General features: G+C 72.9%; 15 protein-coding genes. 6 read left to right on the top strand and 9 right to left on the bottom strand.

Annotated elements, in window-relative coordinates; all coding sequences use genetic code 11:
- Positions 1 to 159 precede the first annotated feature (159 nt).
- The 3 genes from MMF93_RS02550 to fes form a co-directional block, all read right to left on the bottom strand.
- Positions 160 to 2,790 (bottom strand): caspase, EACC1-associated type, encoded by a 2,631-nt coding sequence (locus MMF93_RS02550; protein ID WP_242749174.1) that lies wholly within the window; start codon positions 2,788 to 2,790, stop codon positions 160 to 162.
- 19 nt (positions 2,791 to 2,809) lie between these two features.
- Positions 2,810 to 3,286: an effector-associated constant component EACC1 gene (locus tag MMF93_RS02555; protein WP_242749175.1), complete on the bottom strand. Its 477-nt coding sequence runs from the start codon at positions 3,284 to 3,286 to the stop codon at positions 2,810 to 2,812.
- A gap of 139 nt (positions 3,287 to 3,425) precedes the next feature.
- Positions 3,426 to 4,703 (bottom strand): enterochelin esterase, encoded by a 1,278-nt coding sequence (gene fes / locus MMF93_RS02560; protein WP_242749176.1) that lies wholly within the window; start codon positions 4,701 to 4,703, stop codon positions 3,426 to 3,428.
- A 137-nt stretch (positions 4,704 to 4,840) separates the two neighbouring features.
- Here fes and MMF93_RS02565 point away from each other — a divergent pair, with 137 nt between their 5' ends.
- Positions 4,841 to 5,899, top strand: a complete 1,059-nt coding sequence (locus MMF93_RS02565) for a YncE family protein (protein WP_242749177.1) — start codon at positions 4,841 to 4,843, stop codon at positions 5,897 to 5,899.
- Positions 5,900 to 5,937: 38 nt separating this feature from the next.
- On the opposite strand, the gene MMF93_RS02570 is transcribed toward MMF93_RS02565, so the two are convergent.
- Positions 5,938 to 7,260, bottom strand: coding sequence for an amidohydrolase (locus tag MMF93_RS02570; RefSeq protein ID WP_274709422.1), 1,323 nt, complete (start codon positions 7,258 to 7,260; stop codon positions 5,938 to 5,940).
- Positions 7,257 to 8,762, bottom strand: coding sequence for an MFS transporter (locus MMF93_RS02575; protein WP_242749178.1), 1,506 nt, complete (start codon positions 8,760 to 8,762; stop codon positions 7,257 to 7,259). The genes MMF93_RS02570 and MMF93_RS02575 overlap by 4 nt, the downstream gene beginning before the upstream one ends.
- A gap of 109 nt (positions 8,763 to 8,871) precedes the next feature.
- On the opposite strand from MMF93_RS02575, the gene MMF93_RS02580 reads away from it, so the two are divergent.
- A complete protein-coding gene (locus MMF93_RS02580) occupies positions 8,872 to 9,891 on the top strand; it encodes an Lrp/AsnC family transcriptional regulator (protein WP_242749179.1) in 1,020 nt (339 codons plus the stop codon).
- A gap of 46 nt (positions 9,892 to 9,937) precedes the next feature.
- Here the strand turns inward: MMF93_RS02580 and MMF93_RS02585 are convergent, their stop codons facing one another.
- Positions 9,938 to 11,149: a carboxylesterase family protein gene (locus tag MMF93_RS02585; RefSeq protein WP_242749180.1), complete on the bottom strand. Its 1,212-nt coding sequence runs from the start codon at positions 11,147 to 11,149 to the stop codon at positions 9,938 to 9,940.
- A 324-nt stretch (positions 11,150 to 11,473) separates the two neighbouring features.
- On the opposite strand from MMF93_RS02585, the gene MMF93_RS02590 reads away from it, so the two are divergent.
- Positions 11,474 to 12,970: an MFS transporter gene (locus tag MMF93_RS02590; protein ID WP_242749182.1), complete on the top strand. Its 1,497-nt coding sequence runs from the start codon at positions 11,474 to 11,476 to the stop codon at positions 12,968 to 12,970.
- Between the two features lie 22 nt (positions 12,971 to 12,992).
- On the opposite strand, the gene MMF93_RS02595 is transcribed toward MMF93_RS02590, so the two are convergent.
- Entirely contained in the window at positions 12,993 to 13,460 is a 468-nt protein-coding gene (locus tag MMF93_RS02595; protein ID WP_242749184.1) for a hypothetical protein, read from the bottom strand.
- A gap of 58 nt (positions 13,461 to 13,518) precedes the next feature.
- Entirely contained in the window at positions 13,519 to 14,397 is an 879-nt protein-coding gene (locus MMF93_RS02600) for an SAM-dependent methyltransferase (RefSeq protein ID WP_242749186.1), read from the bottom strand.
- Between the two features lie 467 nt (positions 14,398 to 14,864).
- On the opposite strand from MMF93_RS02600, the gene MMF93_RS02605 reads away from it, so the two are divergent.
- From MMF93_RS02605 to MMF93_RS02615, 3 genes are all read left to right on the top strand, one after another.
- Entirely contained in the window at positions 14,865 to 15,716 is an 852-nt protein-coding gene (locus tag MMF93_RS02605; RefSeq protein ID WP_242749188.1) for a DUF1295 domain-containing protein, read from the top strand.
- Positions 15,713 to 16,447, top strand: a complete 735-nt coding sequence (locus tag MMF93_RS02610; protein WP_242749190.1) for an alpha/beta fold hydrolase — start codon at positions 15,713 to 15,715, stop codon at positions 16,445 to 16,447. Before MMF93_RS02605 ends, MMF93_RS02610 begins: the two co-directional genes overlap by 4 nt.
- 186 nt (positions 16,448 to 16,633) lie before the next feature.
- A complete protein-coding gene (locus MMF93_RS02615; protein ID WP_242749192.1) occupies positions 16,634 to 17,959 on the top strand; it encodes an MFS transporter in 1,326 nt (441 codons plus the stop codon).
- A 163-nt stretch (positions 17,960 to 18,122) separates the two neighbouring features.
- Here MMF93_RS02615 and MMF93_RS02620 read toward each other — a convergent pair whose 3' ends face one another.
- Complete coding sequence (locus MMF93_RS02620; RefSeq protein WP_242749194.1) at positions 18,123 to 18,602, bottom strand: macro domain-containing protein; 480 nt, start codon at positions 18,600 to 18,602, stop codon at positions 18,123 to 18,125.
- Between the last annotated feature and the right edge of the window lie 117 nt (positions 18,603 to 18,719).

The raw sequence follows: 18,719 nt of genomic DNA on the forward strand, positions 1-18,719 counted from the left end.
TCGTGCCGGCGCGTCGGAAAGCAGCGGTCTTCCGCGCGTCGCGCGCCGGGACACCACATCTTCCCAGCGTTGCGGTCAGCACCGTCGGACCGAGGACCGCGCCGCTCCGACCTCCTGGTCCTTCACAGCGTCCCCGCAGCCTGGAGGGGGCTGGCGGAGTTACCGGCGCGCCTCCGCTATCGCGGCCAGGGCGCCGACTCTGTCACCGGCGTCAGTGACGTTCTGGGCGATGCGCTCGGCGTGCTCGGTGTCTGCGGGGGCCAGCGCTATGGCCACATTGCGTACCGTGACCGACTTCAACCCGTCGTCCGTGATGCTTTCGGCTGTCCGTATGGCGCGGTCGGCGTAGGCCGGTCTGTGTTTGACGAGCTCGGCCTGCAGGCCCGCGACGTAAAACAGCCCATGGTCACGCATCTCGTCTTCGGCGGGGACCTGGCGCGCGAGGCGTTCGGCTTCGCGAGCGTAGCCGAGCGCTCGGCCGGTGTCCCTGTCGACCACCGATTTCCCGGCGACGACCAGGGTCCAGGCCATGGCTGTCCGGGGGAAGTTCCTGTCCTCCTCCGGAAGGCTCAGAAGAAGGCGATCGAACATGCGGACGTACCTGTCCAGACGAGCGGGGTCCGTTCCCGCAGCGTCCCTTCCCGCAGTGGTCAGCGCGCGCGTGACGTCCTTGAGTACGAATATCCTCCGCTTTTCCGGAAGTTGGCGCGCCTGAGCTTCGGCCTCGGCGAAGAGTTCGTCCGCCCGGTCCGGGTCGGCGGCGGCCAGGTGCTGGCCGGCCAGAGCCAGCACGCTCAGGGCCAGCCCCAGCTCTTGGGTCAGGTCGTCCTCCAGCGCCCGGACGATGGCTATCGACTCGTGGGCGAGCGCTGCCGCCTGCTCGGCGTCGAGTGGAGCAAGGCCTTCCCCCACGCGGGCAAGGTCACGCGCGAGGTAGCGGTCCAAGCGGCGCTGCTGTTGGACGGTGAGCTCCGGCTTGACGGCCTGGGCCACGCGGAGGAGCCCGACGGCTCGACGGGGGTCCTTCTCTGCCAACTCATACGCGCTGTCGGCCTGCGTCCGCGCGACGCCGATCAGCCGGTCGCCCAGCGCCGCGTCGGCGCAACCCCATACAACGCTTCGCAACCTCCCCGCGAGATCGACAACACGGTCGGGGATGGTCGCAGCCGCCGGTGTGAGGAAGGGCAGAGCTTTGGTGAGTGCGCTGAGAGCCTCCGCCTTTTCATCCAGGACGATCCCCGGGACTGCCTTCTCGGCCTCTTCCAGGAGCTCCACCGCCTGGTGGTAGTGGCGCGCAAGGGCCACGTCCTTCGCGATGGTGGCCAGTTCCACCACCCGCCACCCCCACTCCGGGCCGGTATTGGCTCTGACCTCGCGGGCCCGGCGCATGCCTTCCGGCGAACAGCGCGAGTCCTCCTCGAACCGCTCCCTTTCGTCAACGACCCTGTAGAGGTGTGCGGAGTGGTCCTTCAGACGCTGACGCCACGCTGTGTCGTCCTCGTCGACGAGGAACGACAGGGTCCGGAACCTCGCGGCCTTGTGCCGCGTATCCGGGAGACCGTGCAAAGCCTCCTCTGCCCTCTCCAGAAACCAGGTCGCCCGGTCGCGGTCCGCGTCGACCACCGCCCTCGCCAGGTCGATCAGTCCGGAAGCCCTCGCATCGGGGTCCGCCATCCCCGAAACGGCCTCTTCGCCCTCCTCCGCAAGGCTTCGCGCCCGCGGCGGATCGAGAGCGACCAGGCAGATGGCTGCACTCGTGAGAAGGCGAGCCCTCTGGGAGAGGTCGGTGATGTCGTGGCCGGCCTCCACGACCTCGTCGGCCAGCAGTCTCGCCTTGCCGGGGTCGACCGCGATCGTCGCGGAGGCAATCCTGGCCAACAGGCCCATCCTGGTGAAGCGGTCCGGGACAGCACGGGCAACGTTCTCGGCGGCATCCCGTGCCGCGACGTGGGCAGCCGAGGGACCCGGATCCGGATCGGGCGCGGCTTCCTGCTCCCGGCGTTCGTGTGGTGAGCGGTTGAGGAGGTGAATGTGGCGTGTGACGTTGTTCTGCGCGAACAACTGCGGTTCGGGGCTGTCGCGACCGCGCATGCGGTCGCGGACCCTGAGCCAGATGTGCTCCAGACTGATCTCGGGACCGACTCCGGAGATGCCCGCTTCCAGTGTGGCGATCAGTTCACCCGTGAACTCGGGGAACGCGGCGCCAGGCCGCACGAACGAGCGGCTGTGCGGTGGCGCCGACGTCAAAACGCAGTCACCGTAGCCGCTCTCGTCCCACCCACGAGACTCCCCCTCCCCGCTGCGTGCACCGGTTGCCTGCGCCTCGGGGTCTTCGTCGAGCGCGGCGGCCAGATCGTCACGGGTCGGGGCTCCAGGCGACATTCCACCGGCGATACCGCTGTAGCAGCAGTCCAGGATGGTGACTCTGTGCCTGGCCCGATGACCGGCCTGCCTGATCAGGTCGCGGAGCAGGCGGTAGGGCAGGGTGCCGATCTGCGGGTAGTCGGGGTCGGCGTCGACGAGCGCCAGGTGAAGGCGTTCGGCCTGGTCTCGAAGCCCGTGCCCGGCGAAGTACACCACCAACGTGTCCTCCGTGGCCAAGGCGGCGTCCCTGGCAGCCGTCAGGATCTGCTCCCGCGTGCTTTCGGAGCCAAGAACGGTGACATGTTCGTGCGGGAGTCCCCAGATCGCGGGCTCGCGGAGCAGTCGGGCCGTGTGGGCCGCGCCCGTCGCCGCCGCCGACATGGCGGCCAGCCCGGCGTGCGCGTAGTCACTGATCCCGACCACCACCGCACGGCTCTTGTGCGGATCAGGTAGCACCACTCGCCCCCCTGTCGTCCCTGGTCGATTGCCGGGAGCTGTCCTCGTCGACCAGGCCCGAGTGGCCAGTTGGTGTGTCGCTTTCGCAGTCCCGCGTTGCGCTCAGGAGACGAGCGAGGCGGGCTGCGTCCTCCGGGCTGCCGTCCTCGATCACCATGCGCAGACCGTTGTGCTCGACCACCAGCCGCGCGCCCGGCCGCCGCCGCGGCGGAAGAGAAGCGCGGAAGTTCAGATGGGAGTAGATCAAGCCGGCAGTGGAGAAGCCGGCGCTCAAGCTCAGGCCGATCCACTCCAGCAGGCCTCCGGACATCCCGCCGTCAGTCAGTCCTGAACGTTCGCGAGTGATGGTGACATACCGGCCCACTGCCCGGTCCTTGGCAATCCAGTCCGCAAAAAGGCCGGTGAGGTCGCCACCGCCGTCGGCCGTGCACGCGTTGGCCGACTCGTCTCCGATGCGTAGGCGCACATGTCCCCCTCGACCTCAGTGCTCATGGAGCGGCTCCCCCAGACCGTGGTCCGCGGTGGGTTTCATTGTTACCCGACGACATCGCCAGTTGGCATCCCTGCGCTCAACTGGCGCCGCGCCCGGCGGACCGCTCCGGCCATCAGCCGTCGCCGAGCAGCGCCACCAGCCCGTCGGCCAGTTCGGTGCGCCAGCACAGGTAGTCGTGGCCGCCGTTGAACTCGGTGCAGGTCGCGTCCGAGTAGCCCGCGGTGGCGAGGGCCTCGCGCAGTCGGCGGGCGGCGGGCAGGGCGACCCACTCCTGGCGGCCGAAGGAGAGCCGGAAGCGGACGGGCAGCCGAGGTCCTTCCGCGATGCGCCCGGTCAGCCACTCCGCCGCGGGTCCGTCAGGCCACCAGAACGAGCCTGACTGGGCCAGCACGTTGCCGAATCTGCCGGGCGCCCGGAGCGCGGCGAACGCGGCGGTGAGGCCGCCGAGGCTCTGGCCCGCCAGCACGGTGCGCGCCGGGTCGGCGGTGAGCGGCAGGCGCCCGGCGGCCCAGGGCAGGAGCTCGTCGGCGAGGAAGGAGACGAACTCGGCGTTGCAGGTCAGCTCCTGCCACCGGGTGGCGGCGTCGACCGAGTCGGGCAGCACCGCGGCGAGGGGTGGGAGGCACCCGTCGGCGATGAGGTTGTCCAGCAGGTGCGCGAGGCCGAGCCGCGGCTGCCAGTGCTCGCCGTCCAGCAGCACCAGCACGGGGAGTTCGGCCGGCGGCTCGGCGGACAGGGCGGCTGCCGGGGTGTAGAGCCACACGCGCCGGGTGGTGGAAAGGTGCGCGCTCGCCACCTTTCCCTCGGTCACCGTGCCGTGGGCCACCTCGGCGCGCGGGGTCCAGTCGGCGGCCGTGGGAGCGGCGGGCAGCTCGGCGTAGGGCACCGGAGCGCCTCCCCAGCGGCGGGGAAGCGTGCGGGGGTTGTGGGGGTCGGTCCGGCGCCGGGTGCGCAGCCAGGGCCAGTAGTCCTGGCCGGTGGGCGCGGGCCCGTCACCTTCGTCGACGAAGAGGTCGTAGGTGCCGCGCCAGTCGTGGCGCAGTCGGAGGGTCCAGTGCCAGATGTCGGTGCCGGGCGCCCGCTCCATGAGGTTGTTCTCCGGGGCGCGCGGGTCAGCGAGCTTGTTGGGCAGCACCTGCACGGCGCGGGTCGTGGGGGTGCCGCGCCACAGGAAGGTGACGGCGCGGTGGATGGCGCTGCCGTGCGGGTCGGGGCCGACGAGTGGGGTGCCGCGCCGGCGGACGTCGGCCCAGAACTCCTCCAGGGCCGCGGCGGTGGCGGTGGGGCCCGGCAACGGGAGACCTGGCCGCGGGGACCGGGGCACCGGCTGGGGGCGGGGCAGCCGGGGCGGGTGGTGCGGTGCGCCCTCGGGGGGCGCGGTGGTGGTCATGGTGCTGGGCTCCGGGTGCGCGGCGTGGGAAGGGGATCAGCTTACCCCTGGAGGGTGAAACTTAGGTAAGGCTAAGCTAAGTTAGCCCTTGTCCGCCTCCACCCAGGAGGCGCGCACACCGAGGAGACCGACGCAGCATGACCACCCTGACCTGCCGTATCCGCCGTACCGCCGCCGTCGCCGTGGCCCTCGCCGCCGGCAGCACGCTGACGCAGACGGCCACCGCCGCGCCCGCCCAGCCCGCCCACCACCGCGGCTCGCACGTCACCTCCGCGCCTCTGACGGCCGGCCTCTACCAGTCCGCGTACTCCGAGCGGAACCACGTGCTGTGGACCACCTCGGCCGTGGGCCGCCCGCCGGTGACCGAGTCCGCGCTGCTCAAGGTCGATGCCCGCACCTTGAAGGTGAAGGACTCCATCCAGCCTCCGGTCACCGACCCGGCGACCGGCGCCGTCGAGGCGGTCTACGGCGTGGCCGTCGACGACGAGCACAACACGGTCTGGACGACCAACACCCGCGACAACTCGGTGGCCGTCTACAGCCAGCGTGACGGCAAGCACCTGGCGACGCTCGAAGGCGTCGAGCACGCCCGCGAGGTCGTCGTCGACGAGCGGCACAACACGGCGTGGGCCAGCGGCTTCGGGGACGGCACCCTCGTCGCCTTCGACACCCGTACCCACAAGGAAACCAAGCGGATAACGGTGGAGGGCTCCTCCCCCGCGGGGCTCGCCGTCAACGAGCGGACCGGCACCGTCTACGCCACCGACCTCGAAGGCGACCGCATCCTCGCCGTCTCCCCGCACGCCAAGGAGCCCACGACCTTCCCCGCGGGTGACGGGCCGATCTCCGTGGCCCTCTCCCGCGACGGGCGCACCGCCTACACCGCGGACCAGGAAGCGGGCACCGTCTCGGTGGTGGACCTGCGCAAGGGCGAGGTCACCAGGTCCGTACCGGCCGGGGAGGGCACGCTGTCCGTGGCCACCGACCCGCGCTCGGGCCGGGTGCTGGCCGCCAACCGCACGGCGGGCGACGTCAGCGTCGTCGACCCGCGCCGCGGCACCGTCGTCGAGACGCTGGCCACGGGGGCGAACCCGAACCACGTCACCGTCTCCAGGTCCGCCGCCTATGTCGTGGACAAGTCGGGCTCCGGCCCGGCGGGCGAGGACCAGGTGCACCGGGTGCGGCTCGGCCGCTGACCCGGCGGCACACCGCTCCCGACCCGGCGGCGCGCCGGTCAGGGCCGTGCGCCCTCCCGCGTCCGGCGCGCCACGCCGTCGAGCAGGCGGCAACGCTGCGCCTCGTGCGTGGCCAGCTCCACGCCGACGCCCGCCAGCGCCAGCGCCCCGTCGAGCACGGCACGGTCGGCTCCCTCGCTCGTGCCATGTGCGGCGAACTCCGCCGTGTGCTGGAGGGCGCCGTGCGTCTCGTAGCCGATGGTCGGGTGGATCGTGGGGACGGCGTGGGAGACGTTGCCCATGTCCGTGGAGGCCATCAGCTCCCCGTGCCGGGGCTCGGGCGTACGCCCCAGGGTGCGCGCCGCCCGCACGTAGGCCTCGGTCATGAAGCGGTCCTGGCGCAGCTCGGCGAAGTCCTCGCCGTGCTGCGCCAGTTCGAGCTCCGCGCCCGTGGCCAGTGCGCCCGCCTCGAAGCAGGCACGGACGCGCGCCCTGAGGTGGGCGAGCTGCTCGGCTGTGGGCGCCCGCAGCTCGTAGCGCGCCCGGGTGCGGGCGGGCACGACGTTCACCGCCTGACCGCCGTCGGTGACGATCCCGTGCACGAGGGTGCCGGGCGCCAACTGCTGGCGCAGCAGGCCGATCGCGGTCTGCGCGACGGTCATCGCGTCCAGCGCGTTGACGCCTTCCCAGGGGGCCAGCGCCGCATGGGCCGGCCTGCCGTGGAAGGTGACGTCCCAGGCTCCGATCGCCAACGACGAGGCGCCGACCGTGTCGGCGGGCGCCGCGTGCACCATCATGGCCGCCGCCACGCCGTCGAAGACGCCGGCTTTCAGCAGCAGAGCCTTGCCGCCGACGTCCTCCTCCGCGGGCGTGCCGACGAGTCGGACGCGCACGCCGATCCGGTCGGCGACGGCCGCCAGGCCCAGCGCCGCGCCGATCGCCGCCGCGCCGTTCACGTTGTGGCCGCAGGCGTGTCCGATGCCGGGCAGCGCGTCGTACTCCGCGCACAGGGCCACCGTCAGTTCTCCGGTGCCGTGGTCGGCCACGAGCGCGGTCGGCAGTCCGGCCACGCCGCGGGTCACCGCGAAGCCCGCCTCGTCGAGGAGGTCACCGATCTTCGCGGCCGACCTGTGCTCTTCGAGCGCGGTCTCGGGTTCGGCGTGCAGGCTGTGGCTCAGGGCGAGCAGCCGGGGGCGCCACTTCTCGACGGCGCCTGACACCGTGCCGGCCAGATCGCGTAGGTGCCGGTCGCGCGCGTTGCGCCCCTCACATCCGTCGCCCCCCTCCCCTCCCTTGCGCCCGTCGTGCCCGTCGCACCGGTTGGGCCCACTGCGCCCGTCCGCCGGCTCCGGCCGGGCCGCCGGTGTCGTCGGGTTCTTCATGCCGCGTCTCCGTTCCGTGCGAGGGGCTGTTCGGCTCGTGCGGGGCCTGCGGGGTGTGGGGAGCCCGCGGGATGTGAGGGACCCGTGGGGTGTGCGGGGCCTGTGGGGTGTGCGGGCGCGGGTCCGCGCTCGGCCGTGCCGTGGCGGAAGGCCAGTCCGGCGGCGGCCCCCAGCAGGGCGACACCGGCGCACACGGTCCAGCTCCAGCGGAACGCCGCCAGGGTGAGCCTGCCGTCCGGCGCCGCCCGGTGCGCCGCGAACAGGGCCCCGATCACGGCGGCGCCGATGGCCGCGCCCAGGGACAGCGCCAGTTCGTTGAGTCCGACGGAGAGCGCCGTCTCGTCCTCGGCGACGACCTCCGCTGCCAGGGTCCTGGTGACCGCTTCGAAGATGCCGGTGGCCAGGCCGACCAGGAGCGCGCCGACCAGGTAGGGGGCGGGAGCGCCGTCTGTCGCGGTCATGGTGAGGAATCCGGCCGCGCACACGGCTCCGCCGAGGGCGAGCATGGTCCGGTCGCCGACGCGCCCGGCCAATCGCGGCGTCACCGTGGAGCCCAGGCAGCCGAGGGCGACCATGGCGAGTGAGACGAGCGCGATCGTGCGCGAGCCCCAGCCCATGCCGTAGCCCGCCTCGTCGGGTTCGGTGCCGAGGAAGACCGCGTTCGCGCCGAGGAAGCCGATCGCACCGAAGGCCAGGCAGAAGGTGTGCACGTTGACCACGGCGAGCCGCGAGCCGCGCAGCAGCCGCACCTTCACCAGCGGGTGCGCCGCCCGGTGTTCGACCGCTACCCAGGCGGCGAGCAGCACGAGCGCCAGCGCGGCCGTGCCCCAGGAGGCGGGCGAGGCCCAGCCCCAGGCGGAGCCCTGCGCCAGTACGAGGACGAGCGCCACCAGCCCCAGGGTCAGCAGGGTCGCCGCCCCGAAGTGGAAGTGACCGCCCCGCGCCGCGGAGCCCTCGGGCAGCACGAGCGCGGCGGTCAGCGCCGCCGCGCTGAGCGGAACGGCCGTCCACAGCCCGGCCACGGCGTGCCCCTCGCTGAGCGACCCGGCGACGAGACCGCCGGCGCCGATCGATACGAGCAGGGCCCCGACCAGTACGGACATCCCGGTGCGGCCCAGTTCGGGTGCGCGGGAGCGCAGAATGCCGGCGAGCAGCGGGAAGAACCCGACCACCGCCCCCTGCAGGCTCATTCCGAGGGCCAGGGTGGCCGTGGCGGGCCATGCCGCCATCAGCAGCGAGCCGCCCGTCACCATCGAGACGGACACCCGCAGCACCCTGCGGTGTCCGTACAGATCGCCGAGGCGGGAGAGCAGCGGTGTCAGGACCGCGAAGGCGAGCTGGGAGAGGAGGTAGAGGTTGTTCTGGCCGACGCTGCCGATGCCGAGGTGCGCTCCGATGCCCGGCAGCAGCGGAGTGAGATAGCCCTGGACGACTCCGCTGCACACCACGACGACCGCCATGGTCGCCAGCAGTCCCCGCCCCGAACCGATGCCTGCGGCCACGATTGCCTCACCCCTTCTGGTGGCTGGAAACCGATGTGGCGGCTACTGTGCGGGCACCGGCCGCAAGGTCCGGTCAGTTCGTCGGAATCGTGCACGAGAGCCGGTACGCATGCGGGAAACGGTCGTCGCCAGCGAGCTGGATCTCGCTCTCGTCCACGCACTGCAACTACGCCCCAGGGCGTCCTGGGCGGAGTTGGCGCCGCCCCTGGGCGTCACGCCCGGAACTCTCGCGCGGCGCTGGGAGCGGCTGACCGGTGCGGGGCTGGCCTGGGTGTACGCGGCGCCGGGGCGGGAGTTCTCCCGCACCCGCTGCTCCGCCTTCGTGCTGGTGCGCTGCCGCCCCGGTGCCCGCGGCCGGCTCGCCGAGCGGCTGGCCGGCCTGCGGGAGGTCGTCACGGTCGAGCTGACGGCTTCCGGCTCGGCCGCGCTGCTGCTCGACGTGCTGGCGCCCGACCTGCCGTCACTGACCGCTTTGGTCCTCGAACGCCTGGAGCGACTCCCCGGCGTCACCGGCGTGGACACGCTCCTGACCACGTCCCTGCCTCTCGAGGCCAGCCGCTGGCGGCTGCGTTCCCTGGACGCGGGCCAGCTGGCGGCGCTGGGAAGGGCCGGGGCGCGGCCGCGCGACCCGGTCTCCTCCGTCGGCCTGGACGACGTCGACCACGCTCTCCTCGACGTCCTCGTCCGCGACGGGCGAGCGGGGTTCGCCGCGCTCGCGGAGCACACCGGCGCGAGCCCGGCCACGGTGCGGCGCAGGCTGCGCCGCCTCACCGAGTCGGGGGTGATCGTCTTCCGCTGCGACATGGCGGACGAGCTGACGGGCCTGCCCGTGCCCGTCACCTTTCTGGGCCGGGCACCGGCCCGCGACGTCAACGCCGTTCACCGTACGCTCGCCGCCCTGCCCGAGTGCCGTCTGGTCGCCGCCGTCACGGGGCGGGACAACATCCTCGTCACGCTCTGGCTGCCCGGTGTGGGCGACATCCAGCGCCGCGAGACGGCCCTGTGTGCCCGGCTGCCGTCCCTCACCGTGACCGACCGCATCGTGGGCCTGCACACGGTCAAGCGGATGGGCCATCTACTCGACGAGCGGGGCCGCCGCACCGGGACCCGGCCCATCCACCCCTGGTAGCCGGGGCCCGCGGCAGGTCACCGGCCGCGCCTCACGGGCTGACGCCTCACGGGCTGACGGACACGAGCGGCGCGGGCAGGGCCCCCGGGTCTCCGGTGCGGGCGAAGGCCAGCCAGCAGGCGCGGACGGCACGGCCGAGGGAGTCGATATCCCCCCAGGCCGTCTCGCCGAGCATCGGTGCGCCGCGCCACGCGTCCCGGGAGCCGAGGAGCAGGGGCAGTTCGACGCAGTGGGTGGCCCCCAGGGGTGACCCGGCGGGACGCCAGTCGAGGCGGTAGGCGTGGAGGCGGGCCCCGGCCCGCCGCAGCTGCCCGCCGAAGTGGGCGAGCGGCATCTCGTAGACCTGGCGGGTCCGCTCGGCGACCGTACCGGTCTCGCCGGGCAGTGGCGGGAAGGCGGACATGTCCTCGGCGTTCCACCCGTACATGACGTCCAGTTCGCCTGCGCGCGCGGTGAGGCCGAGCCCCGGTGCCGCCAGGGGCGCGGTTCCGGTCACCGGGGTGAACGGGGGCTCCAGAGCGCTGCCCGAGCGGCGCTGGTGGTCCGCTGCGGTGCGGCCCTGCGCCGCCAGCAACGCCTCGGGGTCGGCGGTGCGCGGGTCGCAGCCGAGGTGGTCGGCGAACATGTGTCCGATATCGCGGGCCTCCTGGCGGGAGCGGGCCGCGATGGGCAGGGGCGCGCTTTGCAGCAGGGCGCGGCGGAAGAGGCCGTCGGCTTCGGGGACGGCCATCAGCAGCCGGATCGAGAGGGCGCCCGCTGACTGTCCGAACACGGTGACGTTGCCGGGGTCGCCGCCCCAGTCCGCGATGTGGTCGCGGACCCAGCGGAGGGCCTCCAGCTGGTCGAGGAGGCCGAGGTTGCCGTCGCTGACCCCGTCGAGGACGAGGTAGCCCAGGGCGCCGAGGCGGTAGTTGACGCCGACCACCACGGCGTCTCCCTCGGCTGCGAGCGCGCCTCCGTCGTACCAGTCCAGGACTCCCCCACCGCTGCTGAAGCCGCCGCCGTGCAGCCACACGAGCACGGGCCGGGCGCCGTCGTCCCTGGCAGGCGTGGTGACGGTCAGGTGCAGACAGTCCTCGCTCTGCGGGCGGCGGTCGTGGGGCGGGCCCATCACCGCGTCGAGCCGGGAGGGCGGCTGGGGGCAGATCCGGCCGCCCGGCGGGCGCGCCCCGGCGGCGGACGGCGGGCGGGGCGGCGCGAAGCGTTCCGCCTCGGCGTACCGGATCGGCCCTGACCTGAGCATCGGCCTGTCGTCCATACCTCACCTCCGGGTTCGAGTGCGCGGCGGCCTTCGCCGCTCCTCGGGGACCACTGCGAAGAGCGCCACCGTACCGACGAGGCCGCCGCGCGCCGGGGCACCAGGTGCCAGGTGTGGGCCGACGGGCCGGCCGGTGGGCAGCGGGCGGCGGAACCGAGCGGGGGACGACCCGAACGGATGCGGAGGCCGGGACACGGCGGCCGGCTGCGGGTACCGGTGAGAGGAGCCACTCGCCGGATCGGGTACCGGCGGGACGAGTGAAGCCGCCCTTCGAGGGGACCTGCAATGCAGCCGTGAGCACGTGTCGGAACGGAGGGTAGGTGCATGGCCGACAACAAGCCGCCAGGCGGCATGGGTGAGGGAGTCGAAGAGGGCACGGTCACCACGGACGTGCCCGCACGGCTCGACCGTCTTCCCTGGTCGCGCTGGCACTGGATGATCGTCATCGGCCTCGGCACCGTCTGGATCCTGGACGGCCTCGAGGTGACGGTCGTCGGCAACGTCGCGGGCAGGCTCGCCGAGTCGGACAGCGGCCTGGACATCACCGCGGGTCAGGTCAGCGGCCTGGCCGCGGCGTTGTACGTGGCCGGCGCGTGTTCGGGCGCGCTGTTCTTCGGCTGGCTGACCGACCGGCTCGGGCGCAAGAAACTCTTCATGATCACCTTGGCGGTGTATCTGGCGGCCACCGCCATGACCGCACTCTCGTTCGAGAGCTGGTGGTTCTTCCTCTTCCGCTTCCTCACCGGATTCGGTATCGGCGGCGAGTACGCCGCCATCAACTCCGCCATCGACGAACTGATCCCGTCCAAGTACCGCGGCCAGGTCGACGTCATCATCAACGGCAGCTTCTGGCTCGGCGCGGCCGGCGGCGCGCTGCTGTCGATCGTGATGCTGGACGAGGACATCTTCCCCGCGAACATCGGCTGGCGGCTCACCTTCGCGCTGGGCGTCGTGCTGGGGCTGGTGATCCTGCTGGTGCGGCGCCACGTGCCCGAGAGCCCGCGGTGGCTGTTCATCCACGGCCACGGCAAGGCCGCCGAGGAGCTGGTGAGCAGGGCGGAGCGGGAGACCGTCGCGCACCGCGGCGAGGAGCTGCCGCCACCCGCCGGGCAGATCACCATTCACCAGCGCAAGGCGGTGGGTTTCGGTCTGATCGCCCACGCCATCTTCACGCGCTACCCCAAGCGCGCCGTGCTCGGTCTGGCCCTCTTCCTCGGACAGGCGTTCCTCTACAACGCCATCACCTTCGGTTTCGGCACCATCCTCATCACCTTCTTCGACATCTCCTCGGGGCGCACCGGGTACTTCTACGCCGTCATCGCCGCGAGCAACTTCTGCGGACCCCTGCTGCTGGGCCGGCTCTTCGACACCCTGGGCCGGCGGCTGATGATCTCGGGGACGTACCTGCTCTCGGGCGTTCTGCTGTTCGGCACGGCATGGCTGTTCGACTCGGGACGGCTCAGCGCCGCGACCCTCACCGCGTGCTGGTGCGCCGTCCTCTTCTTCGCCTCGGCCGGTGCGAGCTCGGCCTACCTGACGGTCAGTGAAGTCTTTCCGATGGAGACCCGCGCCCTGGCCATCGCCTTCTTCTACGCCGTCGGCACCGCGGCGGGCGGCATCAGCGGCCCCATGATCTTCGCGCAGCTCACCGAGAGCGGCGTCGTGGGAGAGACCGCGCTCGCCTTCCAGATCGGAGCGGGTCTGATGACGGCGGCCGGGCTCGTCGCCGTCGCCCTCGCCGTGCCGGCGGAGCGCCGTGGTCTGGAGGACATCGCGGCGCCGCTCACCCAGCGGCAGGCCGAGCAGCCGAACGGACGGTGAGCTCGGGTGACCCCGGGACGGTTCACCGCACCAGGGGCGCGGCGCCGCTCACGAACGTCTCGATGCTCTCCCGCGAGGCGGTGTCCGCGGCGTCGTGGCCCGCCTGGTTGTCGGCGGTGGAGACGGCCCACGTGCGGCGGTAGGCCTCCTCGGCAGCGAGCCGCACGCCCCGATGTTCGGTCACCAGTTTGACCCGGTACAACTCCTGCCTTGCCACGGTCCGCAGACGGTGCGCCTCGTCGCGCGCGGTCAGGAACGCCGCCCCGCCCGGGTCCTCTTTCCTGCGGTACCAGCGCTCCGCCTGGCCGCGTCGGTAGTCCTCCACCGCCGCGGCGAACGCGCTGTAGACGGCCACCCGTTCCTGCCGGAGCGCCTCCGCCCGCGCGAAGTCCTCGCCGCGCCGGGACGCGAGGCGCTGGAAGACATGGGTGATCACGGAACCGAGCAGCGTGCCCACCACGGCGATGACACTCGCCCAAAGAGCTTCCACGCGCCCAGTCGATCACACGAGCGGATCACCGGGCAGCCCCTTGGCGGCTCACCCGGTCTCAGGGGCGCCGCGCGAAGGCGTGGAACATGTGTTCCATGAGCTTCGGAGCCGACTCCAGCGGCCGGCCCAGACGGCGCGCCGACTCCAGGACGGAGCGCTCGTCGTACCGCCAGCCGAGGGAGTCCAGTTGGTCCCGCGGGCCGCGCTTGGCGCCGTCGGGCAGCAGTGCGGGCAGGTCGATGCCGAGAGCCGCGCCACCGTCTCGCACCAGCGCGTCTCCTGCCAACTCCTCGACAGCCGAGACGTCTTCGATGGCGAGGCTGCTGCCGGAAGCGGAGAGGCGGTCGATTTCCTTGAACAGCCGCTCCTCGGCCTCCGGCGGCAGATACGGCAGCAGCCCCTCCGCCAGCCAGGCCGTGGGCAGTGTCGCGTCGAAGCCCGCCTCTTCCAGCGCGGAGGCCCAGTCCTCACGCAGGTCGGCGCGGACCGGGGTGTGCGCGCAGGAGGCCGCGGCGCCGTGCTCCGCCAGGACGGCCAGCTTGAAGTCCAGCACCAGCGGCTGGTCCAGCTCGAAACAGCGGACGCCGGCCGGCCACTCCAGCCGGAAGGGGCGGGTGTCGAGGCCGGAGGCGAGGATGACGATCTGGCGTACGCCGTCACGTGCCGCGCCGGTGAGGAAGTCGTCGAAGACCCGCGACCGTATGCCCAGGTACGCCGTCATCAGCGGCCACAGCCCGGAGGCACCGGCCCGCTCCTCCAACTCGTCCAAGGTGGTGGGGAACGGGGCGGCGGAGGAAGCCGCCGCGAGGAAGGCCGGCGCGTAGGGATCGGTGATCAGCGCGTCGGGGCGGGTCGACTCGATCGCTCTGCCGGCGGCGACCGCCAGGGCCGTCACGCCGACTCCGGAGACGATGTCCCACTGCTGATCCGCGCTCACGAAGGTTCCTCCATCGGTACAGGGGCAGACGACACGCCGACCGGGCGAGGCGCACGGCAGCGCGCTGGGGGCGCGCCCGCGGCCAGGCGCACGGCGCTTCGCGGACGCTACAAGATGGCCCCTACAGCCAACCAGAGCGCGAGGGGCGGTGGCGCTCATTTTTCGCCAGTGTGTTCGCCCGAGGCGCTGCGCCACCACTCTTGCGGGGCCGCTCCCGCACGCCCGCCCACCGATCAGCCCCCTCACCAATCCGCTCCGTCCCCTCACCAATCCGCGCACACCGCCGGTTCCGAAGACGAAGACAGGGGCAGCGGGACGACCGGAGGCCGACGCGCCGCCCCGGGCATCGGGCCGGCGAGGAACGAGTGAGGAACAGTGCGACTGAGGGACGGCTTCACCCCGACCGCGGACGGAGCGGCCGGCGCCGCGGGGCGGACACCAGCGGACCGCGCCGGAGGGGAAGAGCGGTGAGCGCTCCCGACTGGCCGGCGCTGCTGCTCAACCTGCCGGCCGCGGCCGGCGCCGCCCTCGCTGTCCTGCTGCTCACGTTCGCGGTCGCGCTCCGCACAGGGCGGCACCGCGTCGTGGACGTCGCCTGGGGCCTCGCCTTCACCGCCGTCGCCGTGGTCAGCTGCGTGCTGTCCGCGGGAACGGGCGACGGGACGCGTCGCCTGCTGCTCACCGCCGCGACGGCCGTGTGGGGACTACGGCTCGCCGCACACATCGCCCGCCGCGGCAGGGGCAAGGGAGAGGACCCCCGCTACGAGAGGATGCTGGCCAAGGCCCCCGGCGACCGCCGGCTGTACGCGCTGCGCATGGTCTACCTCCTGCAGGCGGCGTTGGCGTGGCTGATCTCGCTGCCGGTGCAGGCGGGCCAGTACGTGACGGCCTCCCCCGACGCCCTCACCGTGCTCGGCGCCGTCGTGTGGGCCGCGGGGCTGGCGTGCGAGGCGATCGGCGACCACCAGCTCGCCCGGTTCAAGGCGGACCCGGCGAACCGGGGGCGCGTCATGGACAGGGGGTTGTGGTCGTGGACCCGCCACCCCAACTATTTCGGAGACTGCCTCGTGTGGTGGGGGCTGTATCTGATGGCCTGCGGCACATGGCAGACCGCGGCCCTGTGCCTCGTCTCGCCGGTGGTGATGACCCTGCTGCTGACCAAGGGCAGCGGAAAACGGCTCCTGGAAGCACACATGGCCGAGCGCCCCGGCTACCGCGAGTACCAGGCCCGCACCAGCGGTTTCCTGCCGCTGCCGCCCCGCAGGACCCGCGCCACCCGGGCGCCCGAGACGAAGCCCGAGACGAAGAGGGACATATGAACGCCCGTCCTCCCCGGCCCGCACGCGCCGACTCCACCCGGCCGTCGGAGCCGGATGACCGGGACGCGCTCGTGCTGCGCCGCTCCCCCGCACGGCCGCAAGCCGCCGTCCTGCTCCTGCACGGGGGGCGCGCCGACGGCCTGGAGGCGCCCCCCGCCCTCAACCTGCCCGCCCTGCGGATGCGCCCCTTCGCCACCGCGCTGCTCCGCGCCACGCGGAGCCGCCCCGTGCTGGTGGGCAGGGTGCGCTACCGGCGGCGCGGCTGGAACGGCGAGCGCCAGGACACCGTCCGCGACGCCCGGCGTGCCCTCGCGGAGTTGCGCCACCTGGCCGGGCCCGTACCGGTCGTGCTGGTGGGTCACTCCATGGGCGGACGCGCCGCCCTGCGCCTCGGCGGTCTTGACGAGGTGCGCGCGGTGGTGGCGCTCGCACCCTGGTGCCCGGAGGGCGAACCCGTCGCCCACCTCGCGGGCCGGCGCGTCACCGTCCTGCACGACGAGAGCGACCGTGTCACCCGCGCCGCCGGCTCCTGGGACCTTCTCCACCGGGCGCAGGAGGCCGGTGCCCTTACAGCGGCCGTTCCCATGCCGCACGGCGGTCACACCATGCTGCGCGACGCCCGCCGCTGGCACCGGCTCGCCACGGAAGCCGTGCTGGACGCGCTCGGAATCGGGCCGCAGGACGCGGAAGGCACGGGCACCGGCGGTGTCCGCCTGGGATCCGCCGGTTGACCTGCTGCGATCCGCCGGTTAGCGTGCTGGATTGCTCCGGCCCGGCGCGCCCCGCACAGGCGTCCGAGCCGCGACCGTAGGCGTTAACGTCAACCAACGCGTCTCTTCAGCCTGCTCGAAACGGCCGGGGTGGCGCGGCGGCGCGGAGCCGACGGGACTCCACCGGCCGAGAACGGAGAACGGCCGGTGACCACCGACACACCGCACCAGGACCGCTCGGGTCCCCCCGACGACGAGCTCACCGACGCGTCGCGGGAGCGGAGAACCGGTCTGCGGCGGCTGCGCCGCTTCGCGGTGGACACCGCACCGCTGCGCATAGTCCCCTTCCGGCGGCTGTGGACCTCGACCGTGGTCACGGCCGTCGGAAGCCAGTTGACGGCCGTCGCCGTGCCGCTGCAGATCTACGACGACACCGGCTCCTCCGCGCTGGTCGGCCTGGCAGGCGCCGCCGCGCTCGTCCCGCTGGTCGTCTTCGCCCTGTGGGGCGGGGCGGTCGCCGATCTGATGGACCGGCGCAAGCTGCTGCTGTTCAGCAACTCGGGCATCGCCCTCACCTCGCTGCTGTTCTGGGCGCAGGCGGCCACCGGCATGCGGTCGGTCACCGTCCTGCTCGTCCTGCTCGCCCTCCAGCAGGCGCTGTTCGGTATCAACCAGCCGACGCGCACCGCGTCGGTGGCCCGGCTCGTACCGGCCGGACAGCTTCCCTCCGCCACCGCGCTGACCTCGACCGTTTCGCAGTTCGGCCAGATCGCCGGACCGCTGCTCGCCGGGGCGCTGGTGCCCGTGCTGGGACTTCCGGTGCTGTATCTGTGCGACTCGCTGGCCCTCGTGGTGGCGCTGTGGGCGGTCTGGCGGCTGCCGTCGCTGCCCCCGCTCAAGGTCGCGGCCCGGCGCGCCGGGCTCGGCGACATCGTGGACGGCTTCCGCTACCTGGTACGTAAGCGGCTGCTGCTGGTCTCCTTCCTCGCCGACGTCATCGCCATGGTGCTGGGCATGCCGCGCGCGCTCTTCCCGCAGATGGCGCAGCTCGACTTCGGCGGCCCCGAGGGCGGCGGCACGGCCCTCGGCGTGCTGTACGCGGCTCTCCCCGTGGGCGCCCTGTTGTGCGGGCTGCTGTCCGGCCTGTACTCGCGGGTGCGGCGGCACGGGGTGATGGTCGTTCTCGCCGTCAGCGTGTGGGGGCTGTCGGTCGCCGGGTTCGGACTCTCCGGGCCGCTGTGGCTGGCCGCGGTGATGCTCGCGGTGGCGGGCGCCGCCGACATGGTCTCGATGGTCTTCCGCGGCGCCATCCTCCAGTCGGCCGCGACCGACGAGATGCGCGGCAGGATGCAGGGGGTCTTCACCGTCGTGGTGGCGGGCGGGCCGCGCCTCGCCGACCTGTTGCACGGCACGATCGGCGCGGCCGCCGGGACCCGGCACACCGTGGTCGGCGGCGGCCTGCTGGTGGTGGCCGGCACGCTGGCCCTCGCCTTCGCGGTGCCCGCCTTCTGGCGCTACGTCCCCGAACGGTAGCCACCGGCCGGCGGAGCCGACGCCGCCCGCGCCGGCCGTCCGGCGAGCCGACTCGGCCGATGCCCACGAGTCAGCCGCCTGACCGGGGCCCCGACTCCGCACACCCCGGCCAAACCCCTGTGGCGGCCAAGCCCTGTGCCGGCCACGCCTCTGTGGCGGCGGGTCAGCCGTCCCGCTCGTACACCGTGACCGCGACCCCGCGCCGCACCACGCGCTCCTCTATCAGCGGGCGGACCCGCTCCCAGCGCCCTTGGGCCAGGCCGCAGCCTATTTTCGGCATGTGCACGGAGGCGCCCAGCTCCTCGGCCCTGCCCGCCACCGTGCCCAGGGCGGTGGCGATCGCCTCGTACCGCACCGGGACGCCCTTGCTGCCCCTGCGCATACCGCGCTGCCCGATCATGTTCGCCACCCACACGTAGCGGTCGACCTGGACGAACTGGACGGCGCCGAGCCCGAAGTCGTTGTGCGCACGCTCCCGGTGCCAGCGCCGGTAGGCGGCCTCCGGCTCCGCCCAGCGGCGGGAGAGCGCGGACACGAAGCCCTTGCCCCAACCGCCCAGGTCGTTGCAGACATGCGCGATGATCTTCACGCCGTTGCCCTGCGGCGACGTGGCGTCTCCCCGTACGATCTCCAACTGCGCCATGCACGGGACGATAGCGGGGCCCACCGACAACGGCCCCCTCACGCGGCGCGCTTGCGCAGCGGCGGAAGCGACCGCGGCCTTGCCTCTGGGGCAAAAGTTTTGCCCTGCGGGGAAGGT

Origin of the sequence: Streptomyces tubbatahanensis (genome assembly GCF_022699385.1) — a bacterium.
GTDB lineage: Bacteria > Actinomycetota > Actinomycetes > Streptomycetales > Streptomycetaceae > Streptomyces > Streptomyces diacarni.